17 protein-coding genes are annotated in these 14,651 nt (G+C 38.7%); 7 read left to right on the top strand and 10 right to left on the bottom strand.

The window, feature by feature from the left end:
* Nucleotides 1-3 precede the first annotated feature (3 nt).
* The gene (gene rlmE, locus ABN212_RS12480; protein WP_036939360.1) at nucleotides 4-633 is read right to left on the bottom strand and encodes a 23S rRNA (uridine(2552)-2'-O)-methyltransferase RlmE; all 630 of its coding nucleotides are present in this window, start codon (nucleotides 631-633) and stop codon (nucleotides 4-6) included.
* 145 nt (nucleotides 634-778) lie between these two features.
* Between rlmE and yhbY the strand changes: the two genes are divergently transcribed.
* Nucleotides 779-1,072 (top strand): ribosome assembly RNA-binding protein YhbY, encoded by a 294-nt coding sequence (yhbY, locus tag ABN212_RS12475; RefSeq protein ID WP_036914752.1) that lies wholly within the window; start codon nucleotides 779-781, stop codon nucleotides 1,070-1,072.
* 120 nt (nucleotides 1,073-1,192) lie between these two features.
* Here yhbY and greA read toward each other — a convergent pair whose 3' ends face one another.
* On the bottom strand, nucleotides 1,193-1,669 hold the full coding sequence (greA, locus tag ABN212_RS12470; protein WP_088493984.1) for a transcription elongation factor GreA: 477 nt from the start codon (nucleotides 1,667-1,669) through the stop codon (nucleotides 1,193-1,195).
* Between the two features lie 409 nt (nucleotides 1,670-2,078).
* On the opposite strand from greA, the gene dacB reads away from it, so the two are divergent.
* Nucleotides 2,079-3,521, top strand: a complete 1,443-nt coding sequence (dacB, locus tag ABN212_RS12465; protein WP_198626352.1) for a serine-type D-Ala-D-Ala carboxypeptidase — start codon at nucleotides 2,079-2,081, stop codon at nucleotides 3,519-3,521.
* A gap of 85 nt (nucleotides 3,522-3,606) precedes the next feature.
* On the opposite strand, the gene cgtA is transcribed toward dacB, so the two are convergent.
* The 3 genes from cgtA to rplU form a co-directional block, all read right to left on the bottom strand.
* A complete protein-coding gene (gene cgtA, locus ABN212_RS12460; RefSeq protein WP_349443278.1) occupies nucleotides 3,607-4,779 on the bottom strand; it encodes an Obg family GTPase CgtA in 1,173 nt (390 codons plus the stop codon).
* A 130-nt stretch (nucleotides 4,780-4,909) separates the two neighbouring features.
* The gene (gene rpmA, locus ABN212_RS12455; RefSeq protein ID WP_006535706.1) at nucleotides 4,910-5,167 is read right to left on the bottom strand and encodes a 50S ribosomal protein L27; all 258 of its coding nucleotides are present in this window, start codon (nucleotides 5,165-5,167) and stop codon (nucleotides 4,910-4,912) included.
* Between the two features lie 19 nt (nucleotides 5,168-5,186).
* Entirely contained in the window at nucleotides 5,187-5,495 is a 309-nt protein-coding gene (gene rplU, locus ABN212_RS12450; RefSeq protein WP_006535707.1) for a 50S ribosomal protein L21, read from the bottom strand.
* 263 nt (nucleotides 5,496-5,758) lie between these two features.
* On the opposite strand from rplU, the gene ispB reads away from it, so the two are divergent.
* Nucleotides 5,759-6,730, top strand: coding sequence for an octaprenyl diphosphate synthase (gene ispB, locus ABN212_RS12445; protein ID WP_196571106.1), 972 nt, complete (start codon nucleotides 5,759-5,761; stop codon nucleotides 6,728-6,730).
* A 49-nt stretch (nucleotides 6,731-6,779) separates the two neighbouring features.
* Here ispB and ABN212_RS12440 read toward each other — a convergent pair whose 3' ends face one another.
* Complete coding sequence (locus ABN212_RS12440; protein WP_023583583.1) at nucleotides 6,780-7,196, bottom strand: DNA-binding protein; 417 nt, start codon at nucleotides 7,194-7,196, stop codon at nucleotides 6,780-6,782.
* Between the two features lie 82 nt (nucleotides 7,197-7,278).
* On the bottom strand, nucleotides 7,279-7,629 hold the full coding sequence (locus tag ABN212_RS12435) for a DNA-binding protein (protein WP_109372684.1): 351 nt from the start codon (nucleotides 7,627-7,629) through the stop codon (nucleotides 7,279-7,281).
* 186 nt (nucleotides 7,630-7,815) lie between these two features.
* Here ABN212_RS12435 and ABN212_RS12430 point away from each other — a divergent pair, with 186 nt between their 5' ends.
* Complete coding sequence (locus ABN212_RS12430) at nucleotides 7,816-8,082, top strand: helix-turn-helix domain-containing protein (protein ID WP_198620218.1); 267 nt, start codon at nucleotides 7,816-7,818, stop codon at nucleotides 8,080-8,082.
* Between the two features lie 102 nt (nucleotides 8,083-8,184).
* Here ABN212_RS12430 and mdh read toward each other — a convergent pair whose 3' ends face one another.
* Nucleotides 8,185-9,123: a malate dehydrogenase gene (mdh, locus tag ABN212_RS12425; RefSeq protein WP_196533556.1), complete on the bottom strand. Its 939-nt coding sequence runs from the start codon at nucleotides 9,121-9,123 to the stop codon at nucleotides 8,185-8,187.
* Between the two features lie 447 nt (nucleotides 9,124-9,570).
* Here mdh and argR point away from each other — a divergent pair, with 447 nt between their 5' ends.
* The gene (gene argR / locus ABN212_RS12420; RefSeq protein ID WP_006535714.1) at nucleotides 9,571-10,041 is read left to right on the top strand and encodes a transcriptional regulator ArgR; all 471 of its coding nucleotides are present in this window, start codon (nucleotides 9,571-9,573) and stop codon (nucleotides 10,039-10,041) included.
* Between the two features lie 58 nt (nucleotides 10,042-10,099).
* Here argR and mpl read toward each other — a convergent pair whose 3' ends face one another.
* On the bottom strand, nucleotides 10,100-11,479 hold the full coding sequence (gene mpl, locus ABN212_RS12415) for a UDP-N-acetylmuramate:L-alanyl-gamma-D-glutamyl-meso-diaminopimelate ligase (protein ID WP_109372688.1): 1,380 nt from the start codon (nucleotides 11,477-11,479) through the stop codon (nucleotides 10,100-10,102).
* A 164-nt stretch (nucleotides 11,480-11,643) separates the two neighbouring features.
* Between mpl and fbp the strand changes: the two genes are divergently transcribed.
* On the top strand, nucleotides 11,644-12,651 hold the full coding sequence (gene fbp / locus ABN212_RS12410) for a class 1 fructose-bisphosphatase (RefSeq protein WP_023583589.1): 1,008 nt from the start codon (nucleotides 11,644-11,646) through the stop codon (nucleotides 12,649-12,651).
* A gap of 199 nt (nucleotides 12,652-12,850) precedes the next feature.
* A complete protein-coding gene (ppa, locus tag ABN212_RS12405; protein WP_072069581.1) occupies nucleotides 12,851-13,378 on the top strand; it encodes an inorganic diphosphatase in 528 nt (175 codons plus the stop codon).
* Between the two features lie 63 nt (nucleotides 13,379-13,441).
* Here ppa and ABN212_RS12400 read toward each other — a convergent pair whose 3' ends face one another.
* Nucleotides 13,442-14,644 carry an MFS transporter gene (locus tag ABN212_RS12400; protein ID WP_349443277.1) on the bottom strand — a complete coding sequence of 401 codons (1,203 nt, stop codon included), beginning with the start codon at nucleotides 14,642-14,644 and terminating at the stop codon, nucleotides 13,442-13,444.
* Between the last annotated feature and the right edge of the window lie 7 nt (nucleotides 14,645-14,651).

Raw genomic sequence — 14,651 nt, 5'->3', positions numbered from 1 at the left:
GTACTAAAGTTTACGCCCTGTGGCTACAATATATACCTCACGAGAACGAGACCGCGAAGCGTCTGGTTTACGAACTTTCACTTTCGTAAACAGGGAGCGTATTTGCCCCAGGTATTCATCAAAGCCTTCTCCCTGAAACACTTTGACAATAAAACTTCCCCCGGGAGCCAGTACATCACGACACATATCAAGCGCTAACTCTACTAAATACATGGATCGAGGGATATCGACCGCGGGTGTACCGCTCATGTTTGGAGCCATGTCAGACATGACAACCTGGACTTTGTTTTCACCTACTCTATCAAGCAACGCCTTCAACACAAGTTCATCACGAAAATCGCCTTGAAGGAAATCGACTCCGACAATAGGATCCATAGGTAAAAGGTCACATGCGATAATTCGACCTTTGCTTCCTAACTGCTGTACAACATATTGAGACCACCCACCTGGGGCTGCTCCTAAATCGACAACGGTCATACCTGGTTTAAAGATATTGTCGCTTTGCTGAATTTCTTCCAGTTTAAACCAAGCACGAGAGCGAAACCCTTTTTTCTTTGCTTGCTGAACATATTTATCACTAAAATGTTCTTGTAACCAGCGGCTAGAGCTTGCCGAACGTTTCTTATTGGCCATTGCGTTTTCCAACTATCATACACTTAGCTATCAAAATTTTTACTCTTTCACTCATTTAACCTCGTCTTAACGACATTTTATGGTGATAAGTGAGAGATGGCGTTAGAATAGATCGTTTTCAATCCCAACAAAGCAAAAATTAATGATGACTCTTAACAAAAAACAAATTCAACACCTGAAAGGGCTCGCTCATCACCTGAATCCAGTCGTTATGATTGGTAACAACGGGCTGACTGAAGGCGTTCTTGCAGAAATTGAACTCGCTCTGGCACACCATGAGCTTATCAAAGTCAAAATCGCAGGCGAAGACCGAGATGTTAAAAACTTGATCGTAGCAGCGATTGTACGCGAAAGCGGTGCACAGAATGTACAAGTTATCGGAAAAATTCTTGTTCTTTATCGTCCTTCAGAAGCACGTAAGATCATTTTACCGAAATAAAACTTGTATCTTTATATAAAAATGCCATAAGTAACTCTATGGCAAAAAAGGCCTTTTAAGGCCTTTTTTATATTACCACAGGATAACAGTCTAGTTTTCTATAGAAACGTAAATTACAAATTAAATATATTCTACGTTTAAAACTTCATACTCGACTTGTCCACCAGGTGTTGTGATAACCACGACATCATCTAACTCTTTACCAATTAACCCACGCGCAATCGGTGAGTTAACAGAGATTAAGTTTTCTTTAATGTTCGCTTCATCATCACCCACAATGCGGTAAGTTTGCTCTTCTTCAGTCTCAACATTCAATAGTGTCACTGTTGAACCAAAAATAATACGACCATTGTTATTCATCTTTGTAATATCAATGACTTGAGCATTTGATAATTTTGCTTCAATTTCTTGTATGCGGCCTTCACAGAAACCTTGTTGCTCTCTTGCAGCATGATATTCCGCGTTTTCTTTTAAGTCTCCATGTTCACGAGCTTCAGCGATAGCAGCAATAATCTCGGGACGACGAACACCTTTTAAATATTCCAGCTCTTCGCGTAATTTTTCTGCACCTAGAACTGTCATAGGGATCTGATTCATGTGTTAATACCTCAATACTATTCCTAATAAAAAATAGGTATCATCCTGATTTTTTATACTAACAACACAGAGAAAAGGATCTATTTACTCTTCTCAAGACAAAAAAAGACACAGGCAACCTTAAATTGGGCCTGTCTCTACATATATTCGGTAAATGAGGGGACGCTATTATATTCCCAACTCATGCTATTGGGACGTAAACTAAACCTCCCATACTTAAAACTAAATCTAACACAACAGACGCATTGCTTCACGCCTTATCTCTCTTTATAAAGAGATAAACAGACTTTTTCCGATAATGAGCTAATCCTGCTTGTTACCGTTTACTTTTGCCCTCATTGCCCTTTAGTATTAGCCTCTGGCAATCAATACTGTAACGTTACACGCTATAGTCACGGATAGAGAAATTATGCACTTACTATCAACATTTCGACGGATACTTTACACATTAAGTATCATTAGTTTTTCAACCCAAGCAATACCTGTTGAAAACTACACATCCCTTCTTCCTGAAGGAACACAAGTAGGTTTAATAACTCAACCCGTTGGCGCGGCTTCTCCTAATCTTAACTATCATGCCGAGCAATTAGCACTTCCAGCAAGTACTCAGAAAGTGGTGACTGCACTTACTGCATTACTTCAATTAGGTGGAAATTATCAATTCACCACAACAATGGAAACAGAAGGCAAGATAAAAGACAATCAGCTTAATGGTGATTTGATCTTTCGTTTTACTGGCGATCCTACATTAACCCGTCAGCAATTAAGAGCAATGGTTGCCATATTAAAGCAATCAGGTGTTACAAAAGTGCATGGTGATTTGCTTATTGATACTTCTGCTTTTTCAAGCCACGACAAGGCCCCAGGTTGGGTTTGGAATGATCTGACACAATGCTTTAGTGCCCCTCCTAGTGCTGCAATTGTTGATAAGAACTGCTTTTCCGTCTTACTGCAAAGTGGCAAAAAAGAAGGTGATATTGCCACAATACGTAAAGCTTCTTTCTATCCTGTCACTGTTTTAAGTGAAGTTGAAACTTATGAGAAAGGATCAACTCGTACCCGTTTTTGTGAATTAGATGTCACGGTTCGTGACTTAAATACCTATGTAATCACAGGTTGTATTCCTAAACGTGATGATGCAGTACCTTTAATGTTTTCTATTCAAGATGGTGCTCATTGGGCGGGTACAATTTTAAAAGAAGAGTTACAACGCGCCAATATTGAACTTGATGGATATATCAAACGTCGATCTCAACTAAAAGCGCCTGTTACTGTACTGGCACAGACACAATCAAAACCGTTACATAGCTTACTGACGACCATGCTAAAAGAGTCTGACAATATGATTGCAGATACCGTATTTAGAACTATTGGTCGTGAGTATTATGGCGTTGCAGGTACTTGGCGCTCTGGCGCAGAAGCAACCCGCGCGATTTTAAAACAAAAAGCCGGAATTGATTTAGCAAATACCGTTATAGTTGATGGCTCTGGTCTTTCTCGCCATAACCTCATTTCACCTGCAACCATGATGCAAATCCTTCAATATATTGGAGTACATGAAAGTGAATTAAACTTTATCACTATGCTTCCCCTTGCAGGACATGACGGTACATTACAATATCGAGGCGGTTTTCATGAAGCGGGTGTGGATGGCAAGGTTTCTGCCAAAACGGGATCATTAAAAGGGGTTTACAATCTAGCGGGCTTTATGACCACGGCAAATGGGCAAAAAGTTGCGTTTGTACAATACGTTTCGGCGTATTCACCTCCTACACAGAATCGCAATGCTGGACGTGCTTATTTAGTGCGTTTTGAAACTAATCTGTATAAAGATATGTACAACAACCGCTAGATTTACACTCAGTAAATGTAGTCAATGTATATGAAAAACGCCTGATTAATCAGGCGTTTTTATTTTATCATGATGAAAATAATGATTAACGTTGGTAGATAAACTCGATACCGTCGTCATCCTCTTCATCCCAATCATCATCGTCATCTTCTTCGAAATCAGGATTTTCTAGTTGTTCTTTATGGTAATCATCCCACATAAAGTCAACTTTTCCTGGCTCTGCTTTTGTTGCAACAATATCTTGCTCACGCGGAGTAACATTCAGGAATTCCATGATATTCCAGCAAAGTTTTTTCACACCTTCTTGGTTGATTGCCGCTATCATGTAATAGTTTTCATCCCAACCTAGCGCTTCAACAATTGCTTTTGCCTTCTCTTTTGCTTCTTCAGCATCAAGAAGATCAACTTTATTGAACACTAACCAACGTGGTTTTTGTGCTAATTTTTCGCTGTATTTCTCTAATTCAGAGATAATAATTTTTGCATTTTCCACAGGATCCGATCCATCAATAGGATCAATGTCGATCAAGTGTAATAACACACGACAGCGTTCTAAGTGTTTTAAGAATTGGATCCCAAGACCTGCACCATCAGCAGCGCCTTCGATTAATCCGGGAATATCTGCAACCACAAAGCTTTGGTGATTATCCATACGCACCACACCTAGGCTTGGTACTAATGTTGTAAATGGATAATCAGCAACTTTAGGTTTTGCTGCTGATACTGCACGAATAAATGTAGATTTGCCCGCATTTGGCATACCAAGCATACCCACATCAGCTAATAACATTAGCTCTAATAGGACTTCGCGAGATTCACCTGGCGTTCCCATTGTACGTTGACGTGGAGCACGGTTCACCGACGATTTAAAACGCGTATTACCTAAACCGTGGAAGCCACCTTTAGCAACCATTTGCTTTTGACCGTGAACAGTCAAGTCAGCAATGACTTCATTTGTTGCTAAATCACGGACACGCGTTCCGACAGGAACACTGATAGTAATATCTTGACCACGCTTACCGGTGCAATCACGGCTGTGGCCATTTTCACCACGCTCTGCACGATAAGATTTAGTAAAACGGTAATCAATTAAGGTGTTAAGGTTTTCGTCTGCAATCATGTAGACATCACCACCATCACCACCATCACCACCGTCTGGTCCCCCGTTAGGGATATATTTTTCGCGACGAAAGCTTACACAGCCGTTACCACCATCGCCCGCGACGATTAGGATCTTGGCCTCATCAACAAATTTCATGATTTTACTCCGTATAGTAGCCATTAACGTGCTGGATGGCCGAAATTACCCAGAGATGGCCTTTTTTAAATATAAAAAGCCCCGCAACAGATTTGCAGGGCTTTTGACTCGGTGCTTAAAGGACCAGTAATTATTCAGCTTCGATGCTGATAAATTTACGGTTGTTTGGACCTTTAACTTCGAACTTAATTTTTCCGTCAGCTAATGCAAACAGGGTGTGGTCACGACCACAACCAACGTTAGTACCTGCATGGAACTTAGTACCACGTTGACGAACGATGATGCTACCTGCTAATACAGCTTCACCACCGAAACGTTTAACACCCAGACGTTTTGCTTCGGAATCACGACCGTTACGAGTCGAGCCGCCAGCCTTTTTATGTGCCATTGAACTACTCTCCTAAACCTTAAGCGATACCAGTGATTTTAACATCAGTAAACCACTGACGGTGGCCCTGTTGTTTACGGCTGTGTTTACGACGACGGAACTTAACAATCTTAACTTTATCGCCGCGACCGTGAGCAACCACTTCCGCTTTAACTTTAACGCCCGCAAGGATTGGAGCGCCAATTTGAATGTCATCGCCATTAGCGACCATCATTACAGTATCAAACTCGATTGTTTCGCCAGTAGCTACTTCCAGCTTCTCTAAACGAATAGTTTGACCTTCGCTGACTCGGTGTTGTTTACCACCACTTTGGAAAACCGCGTACATATAAACTCCGCTTTCCGCACACTCCCAATATGTATAATTTGAGTGCACAATTAAAATATTCACATAGGGCGCGAATTCTACGCAAATTTAGTGCCGATGACAAGTACAGATCGCAAACTAGCGTTAAAAAAAAGAGTTTTTTACACGATATTTATTTCAGCCATTTTTAAAGTACAATCTAAATTATAAGAGAGTAAAATCTATGGCATGATCATTTTTTATTAATAATAACGCGCTCATTGGCGAGCCAAAGTCGAAAAAACATGAATTTAGAATCTATTATAAAACTAACATCCGCTGATATGACTGCGGTAAATGAGGCAATCCTTTACCAGCTTAATTCAGATGTTTCTTTGATAAACCAACTTGGTTACTACATCATTAGTGGTGGTGGTAAAAGGATCCGACCAATGATCGCAGTGCTCACAGGACGAGCATTGGACTATCAAGGTGACAAACATATCTCGGTCGCAGCGCTTATCGAATTTATTCATACTGCAACGTTGTTACATGATGATGTTGTTGATGAATCTGATATGCGCAGAGGAAAACAAACGGCAAATGCCGTCTTTGGAAATGCTGCCAGTGTACTTGTTGGCGACTTTATTTATACACGATCCTTTCAGATGATGACGGATCTTGATTCGATGCGTGTATTAAAATTAATGTCTAACGCCACCAATGTGATCGCTGAAGGTGAAGTTTTACAATTAATGAATTGTAACGATCCCGACATTTCTGAAGATGACTATATGCAAGTTATCTACAGCAAAACAGCTCGTCTCTTTGAAGCTGCTTCTCATGCATCAGCGATCCTTTCAGGTGCGACACCTGAGCAAGAAAAAGCATTCCAAGATTATGGTCGTTATCTTGGGACTGCTTTCCAGCTCATTGACGATTTACTTGATTATGATGCAGATAACAACCAGTTGGGTAAAAACACTGGTGATGATCTTGATGAAGGTAAACCAACGTTGCCATTACTTCATGCTATGCATAACGGCAATGAAGAAGAATCCCAATTAATTCGCCAAGCCATTGAACAAGGTAATGGCCGCCATTTATTGGATACTGTTTTAAATACTATGAAACAGTGTGGCTCTTTGGAATATACCCGCCAAAAAGCAGAAGAAGAAGCAGACAAAGCGATTGAAGCTTTATCAATTATACCTGACTCACCGTATAAAGATGCGCTTATTGGGCTTGCTCACGTCGCTGTACAACGTCAATCATAACTTTGATATATAATCCCTATTAGTTATGTAAAGAAGCCCGCTAGAGCAACTACGTCGACTCTGGTGGGCTTTTTAATTTATTGAGAACTTCTTCGTTTTCTCGTTCAATAGCATCTTGATTATCTGCATCAATATAACTAATGAGCTTTGCTAATCCTTCACGGAGCACAAATTTTACAATTTTCTCTCGTTCTGATTTAGTCAGTTGATAATAGGCTTCAACCCAAATCAAAAAGGCATCCTGACGTTTCGATAAATACTCAGCCGGAGGTTCATGTGCAGCGAGCACACTGATCACCTCATCAGGCAGACTTTTTACAGAATACTCAACAGCTTTTCCCTGCACGCCACGTTTACGACGGTTTTCCCATCCTTCACGACGCGCCATCAAGTTAACTCCCTGCGGTGAGTTAGGTAACCCCGCAAGCCCCACTAATTCTTTCGCTGTATACCATTCTTTTTTCATGATCTCATCTCACATTCAACTAAGAGGTTAGTCAGATAGATATCTGTTGCGGATAACGCAATAATAGATTCTTTAAAATCGCTTAATCATTGACGACTTTTTCTAAAAAACTTCTAATACCATCCCGCAATATCAGCTCTGTTAAGGTTTTTTGTTCACCATCATTTAGTTGTTGGAATGCTTTCACCCAGATAACGAGTGGCTCCTCTTTTTTATTTAATTTGTAATGTGCTAATGGCTCATAAAGTTCTAGAGCAATTAAAGTTTCTTCTGGTAAACAAGAATAATGATATTCAACACCATTACCTTGCTTATTTTTTACATTCTGTTTTTGCCAAGATTCGCGTCTTGCTTTTGAATTTATACCTTGTGGTGATTTAGGTAATCCACCTATACCCGTCAATTCCTTTGCCGTATACCACTCTTTTTTCATTATGTTTCTCTAAAATTGTTATCAACTTCAAAAAAGAAATTATTAAGAAAAAAATCAGAAATCTTTTTAGAAAAATAATGTTATTTTATTTTCTAAATAATCAGTTTAAATGCTTTAGGACATTTCTAATAAACTGTTATTTATACCACTAACACAGCAATTAATTTTATAGAAAAAGGATTAAAAATGATTTCAAGGAAATCTGATTGGCATCCTGCCGATATTATTGCCGCACTTAGAAAACGAGGAACAACACTTGCTGCCATCTCTCGCCAAGCAGGGTTAAGCTCTTCAACACTCGCTAATGCGCTATCACGCCCTTGGCCTAAAGGAGAAAAAATCATTGCTGATTATCTTGGTATCTCCCCCTCTGAAATTTGGCCTAGCCGTTATTTTCACCCTGAAACAGGAGAATTACTTGAGCGAAAGATTCGTACCAAAACTAATAATTAACTAATAATTACAGACATTATAATTAATAAAAAAAACCGCTGATATAGTATCAGCGGTTTTTATTTAAATTTGCATTATTTTTATAGCAAAAAAAGTATTTCTTTATTTATTAATAAATTCTTCACCAAGAATTATATCTTTTTTCAATACATCTAACATGCCATTAAGAGATTGCTTTTCAAAATCACTTAATTTACCAATAGATAAATATTCCTCTACACCGTTTTTACCTAAAAGAATAGGTTGTGCAAAGAAACGGGCATATTCTCCGTCACCTTCTGTATAGGTACATTCAATAACATTTTTCTCGCCATTTAGAGCGCGAATTAATGAAAGACCAAAACGAGCCGCTGCTTGGCCCATTGATAATGTAGCTGATCCGCCACCAGCTTTTGCTTCTACTACCTCAGTACCTGCATTTTGAATGCGTTTAGTCAGTGCAGCAATTTCATCATCAGTAAATGAAACGCCATCAACTTGAGATAATAGAGGAAGGATAGTCACACCAGAGTGTCCACCGATTACAGGAACATTGGTTTTTTGTGGATCTTTACCTTTTAGTTCAGCGACAAAGGTATTGGCGCGAATAATGTCGAGTGTAGTAATTCCGAAGAGACGTTTTTTATCATAAACGCCTGCTTTTTTGAGTACTTCAGCGGCAATAGCAACCGTTGTATTCACTGGATTAGTAATGATACCGATAAGTGCTTTAGGGCAGTTTTGTGCAACCTTTTCAATTAAGTTACGCACAATACCCGCGTTAACATTGAAAAGATCTGAACGATCCATGCCTGGCTTACGGGCAACACCCGCAGAAATCAGAACAACATCAGCGCCTTTTAGTGCAGGAGAAGGATCTTCACCCGCAAAACCTTTTACAGTAACTTGAGTCGGGATATGGCTTAAGTCAGCTGCGACACCCGGCGTGACGGGAGCGATATCATATAAAGAGAGTTCACTACCAGCAGGAAGCTGGTTTTTAAGAAGAAGTGCCAGTGCTTGACCAATACCACCTGCTGCACCGAGAACTGCTACTTTCATTCTGATACTCCTTAGTTTACAAGATAGTGGAACGCCTTAGAGATATTCACTATTACGCAATTCACCTTGTAAAAAACAATTATTTAACAGCAATATTGCATAATAAGGCATTTACAGTGAAAAATAATACTTTGGTTATTCTAAACAAATTGCTTATCTGTTAATGAGATAGTGGACACTCTTTTGATAAATAATTTCAATAAACATGACAAAGTGTTAAGTACACCATCATCCTTATGATAATCATTTAACCTTATCATTTATTTAACAAATATTTTACCTTCCTTAAATTATCACATTCACGCGCCGTAAATAAATTTTTTTTGCAGTACATTCTACTTTACAATTTTGAGGAGGCTATCACGCGCCTTTCTTCGTCTTTTGTTGCATAAAAATTCACTTCTCTGCATAATACACAGGTTATTGATAACTCACTAAAGGTGAACTATGCGCGTTCCTTCTAAGCAAGAAGACTTGGTTAAAGCGTTTAAAGCCCTGCTGAAAGAAGAAAAATTCAGTTCACAAGGCGAGATTGTGACTGCATTACAAGAGGCTGGATTTGATAATATTAATCAGTCCAAAATCTCTCGTATGCTAACAAAATTTGGTGCAGTAAGAACCCGTAACGCCAAAATGGAAATGGTTTATTGTCTTCCTACTGAGCTTGGCGTACCAACAGCAAGCAGCCCACTAAAAAATCTGGTACTCGATATCGATCATAACCATTCTGTTGTGGTGATAAGAACAAGTCCGGGTGCGGCACAACTTATTGCACGTTTATTAGATTCATTAGGCAAAGCAGAAGGGATCCTTGGCAGTATTGCGGGTGATGACACCATTTTTTCAACACCGGCACCAGGATTTTCCACAGAAGAATTACGAGACGCTATTCTGAATCTTTTTGATCAGGAATTATAATTAGCCTTTCTACAGCTTCAAAAAATAAGCCACTGAATTTTCAGTGGCTTATTTATTTTTAATACTGGCTATCAAGATCTTTAGGCTGTGCTAATTTTGCGAGCAGTTTTTCGTGAATACCACCAAAACCGCCATTACTCATAATCAAAATATGATCGCCCGCTTGAGCTTCTTTCGCAATCATATCGACTAATGTATCAAGATCCGTACTCCAACGAGCAGGTTGTACACAATGCTCTGCAATGTCACTCACTAACCACTGAATATTAGGTGGCTGAAATAAAAAGACTTCATCAGCACGACCTAATGCAGGTGCGATATCATCCTTGCTAATTCCCATTTTCATGGTATTTGAACGAGGCTCTAACACCGCAATAATACGAGCAGTTCCACCGACTTTACTGCGTAACGCTTCAAGCGTTGCCAAAATCGCTGTGGGATGATGTGCAAAGTCATCATAAACACTTATTTGGTTAACCTCACCACGTAGCTCTAAGCGACGACGCGCATTAATAAACTTATCTAACGCTTCACAAGCATCAGCAGGTAAAACACCAACATGATGCGCTGCAACAATCGCCATTAAGCCATTTTGCATGTTGTGTTCACCAGAAAGTCCCCAACACACTTCACCAACTCGCTCACCTTTGTGAAATACCTCAAAATGACTACTGTCATTACTGAGTTTTTTAGCTTGCCAATCTCCTGTTTCACCTGTGAATTCTTGTTCACTCCAGCATCCCATACCAATGGTCTGTTTTAAATTCATATCGCTATCAGGCATGATGATTTTTCCTGTGCCTGGGACGATACGAACTAAATGATGGAATTGTTTTTGAATTGCCGCTAAATCATCAAAAATATCGGCGTGATCGAACTCAAGATTATTTAAAATCAGTGTGCGTGGAGAATAATGAACAAATTTAGAGCGTTTATCAAAGAAAGCACTATCATATTCATCAGCTTCAATCACAAAGAAAGGGCTTTCGCCTAACTGTGCAGATACTTGGAAATTACCCGGTACACCACCAATTAAAAAACCAGGTTTATAACCACAGTCTTCTAAAACCCAAGCCAGCATACCTGCTGTTGTGGTTTTACCGTGGGTTCCAGCAACGGCTAACACCCAACGTTCAGGTAAAATATAATCATGTAACCACTGAGGGCCTGAGGTATAAGGTAAACCTTTTTCAAGTACAGCTTCAACACAAGGATTTCCTCGTGTCATCGCATTACCAATAATCACCATGTCAGGGGCAGGTTCTAATTGTTTTGGGTCATATCCCTCAATCAGTTCGATTCCCTGATTTTCTAATAAAGTACTCATGGGTGGATAGACATTAGCATCTGAGCCTGTGACTTTATGTCCCTTCGCTCTAGCTAAAATGGCAAGACTTCCCATAAAGGTGCCACAAATACCAAGAATATGAATGTGCATGAATTTCTGTCCAATAGCATGAAGTTGGTCACTATTCTAACGATCAAAAAGCAGATAAGAAACGGATTAACCTTTGAATCGTGCGATTCTTTGGCTAAACTTGCCACCACCAAGGAGATTTTTCTCCTTTTTTACTTTACCCACTCACATTCAGGACCTGCGTCATGAAAACATTAGGCGAATTTATCGTCGAGAAACAACAAGATTTTCCCCATGCAACTGGCGAACTTACTGCATTACTTTCGGCGATTAAGCTTGGGGCTAAAATTATCCACCGTGATATTAACAAAGCAGGGTTAGTCGATATCCTTGGTACTAACGGTGTTTCTAATGTTCAAGGTGAAGCCCAGATGAAACTGGATCTTTACGCAAATGAGAAACTAAAAGCTGCATTAAAAGCGCGTGGTGAAGTTGCGGGTATCGGATCAGAAGAAGAAGATGATATTGTTATCTTTGAAGGTGATCGTGCTGAAAATGCTAAGTATGTTGTACTAATGGATCCTTTAGACGGTTCGTCGAATATTGATGTAAACGTTTCCGTCGGAACAATTTTCTCTATTTACCACCGTATTACGCCTATTGGCCAATCTGTCACTTTAGATGACTTCTTACAACCAGGTCATCGCCAAGTAGCCGCGGGCTATGTCGTTTATGGCTCATCAACCATGTTAGTTTATACAACAGGTTGTGGTGTTCATGCCTTTACTTACGATCCATCTTTAGGTGTATTCTGTTTATCTCATGAAAGCGTACATTTCCCACCAACAGGAAACATGTACTCAATCAACGAAGGTAACTACATCAAATTCCCATTAGGTGTAAAAAAATACATTAAGTATTGCCAAGAACAAGACGCAGCAACAAATCGCCCTTATACCACACGTTATATTGGCTCTTTAGTTGCTGATTTCCACCGCAACTTACTGAAGGGCGGTATTTATATTTACCCAAGTACTGCAAGCCACCCTACTGGTAAATTACGTTTACTCTATGAATGCAATCCAATGGCGTTCTTAGCCGAACAAGCTGGCGGTAAAGCAAGTAACGGTAAAGAGCGTATTCTTGATATCGAACCAAAAGAACTTCACCAACGTATGCCTTTCTTTGTAGGGACTAAATCGATGGTTGAACAAGCTGAAAGCTTTATGGCGCAATATCCAGACGAAGAATAATCCATTCGTTTAGCACTAACATAGATAAACCGGACTTCTTATTCGTCCGGTTTTTTCATCTTTGAAAATAACTCTTTCTTTTATTTGCTGCTTATTTTTACGTCAGAACGCAACATGTTCGGCAAAAAACGGGTATTGTTAAAAACTTTTCGCTATACTAAAGCCCACGTAAAATTAATTTTTTTATAGGAAATTTTTTATGAGCCTGAATCATGTTCCTGCTGGTAAAGAACTACCAGAAGATATCTATGTTGTTATTGAAATCCCAGCAAATGCTGATCCTATCAAATACGAAGTTGATAAAGAAAGTGGCGCACTGTTCGTTGACCGTTTTATGTCAACTGCAATGTTCTACCCATGCAACTACGGTTACATCAACAACACGTTATCTTTAGATGGTGACCCAGTAGACGTTCTGGTTCCAACTCCATATCCATTACAACCAGGTTCAGTTATTCGTTGCCGCCCTGTTGGCGTACTGAAAATGACTGACGAATCAGGTGAAGATGCGAAACTGGTTGCAGTTCCACACACTAAACTGAGCAAAGAATACGATCACATTAAAGATGTGACTGATCTGCCAGAGCTTTTAAAAGCACAGATCAAACATTTCTTTGAACACTACAAAGATTTAGAAGCAGGCAAATGGGTTAAAGTTGACGGTTGGGAAGGCGTAGAAGCAGCTAAAGCTGAAATTCTGTCTTCTTTCGAACGCGCTAAAAAATAATTCTGACCCACTCAGAATAAATAAGTGAATTATGACTTAATAATTTACTAATAAATAAGCTCTTCATTTTATTGAAGGGCTTTTTTTATGATAACGACGTCTCTTTTTTAAGCGTATTACAAGCAATCCACCACTTATCAATGTTATTCCTATAGAAATAATCATCAGTGTGTAAATAACGGTGACCTCCCCCATAGAGAAAAACAAAAGCCCACCAACAATGGGTAATATCATCTGATTTAATAAAATAATCAATGATGAAACGCTAGCGAGCTGATTTATGGGAATAATTTCTATTCTTAATATTCTCAGTATATTACCTGAAAAGACTTTTCCAATAATTGAAACCGCATAGCAAATAATAAATATAATTATTGAGCTTTGAAAAAACACAAGCAAAGAGGAGCTTATAGTAATAATGGCAATTGATATAATCGTTAACAACACTCTACTTATGTACTGATTTAAACAGCCATATAAATATGTTCCAAATACACCGAAGATCCCCGCAGCAATATCAATAAAACCATAGTATTTAATCGGTAAATTCATAACCTGATCAATTAACGCCGTTCCACTTGATTCAATTAAACCATCAAACATATTATTACCAATAGCAATAAAAACAGAAAATATCAGTATGGGTGAGGAAAAAATATAAATAAATTTTTTAGTAAAAAAGATTTTCTCTTCCGAGTTATTTATATTTTCAGTGTTAATCTCTTTTCTTGCATAAAAGAATAAAAAGAAGATAGCATTAATAAAATAGAATAGACACGGTATAACAAGTAAATACTTGTAGCCAAAATCAATAAGAACAATCCCCAATAATGGTCCAATGACCATACCTAAGAAATCCATTCTAGACATTAGATTAATATGATGCTCTTTATGATGACTTATCAACGCAATAATTTTTTCATAAGAAATCAATGTTTGTGAATTTCCAATAGAAATTAAACTACCAATCAAACCAAAACTTATCGCTATCATCAAATCAGATGTAAAATGAGTAATTAATAAAAATAAACACCCTACTATTTTACAACTATCAGAAATAACAGCGATAGGACGAATACCTAGACCATCAATATACTTACCAATAAGTGGTATTAAAAAAAGTCGAGGTAACCACCATAATGCGTATGTTAATCCTGAATATTCAATACTTGTTGTTAACTGATAAACAATAACGGGGGTAAGAAATACCATTAATCCATCAGCTGTTAAAACAAAAAAAAGCATATAAAAAAAGATAATACGCATAATAATA

The organism is Proteus genomosp. 6 (assembly GCF_040139785.1).
Classification (GTDB): domain Bacteria; phylum Pseudomonadota; class Gammaproteobacteria; order Enterobacterales; family Enterobacteriaceae; genus Proteus.
Note: the sequence above shows the minus strand (reverse complement) of the source record. Positions and strands in the feature narration are given on the sequence as shown.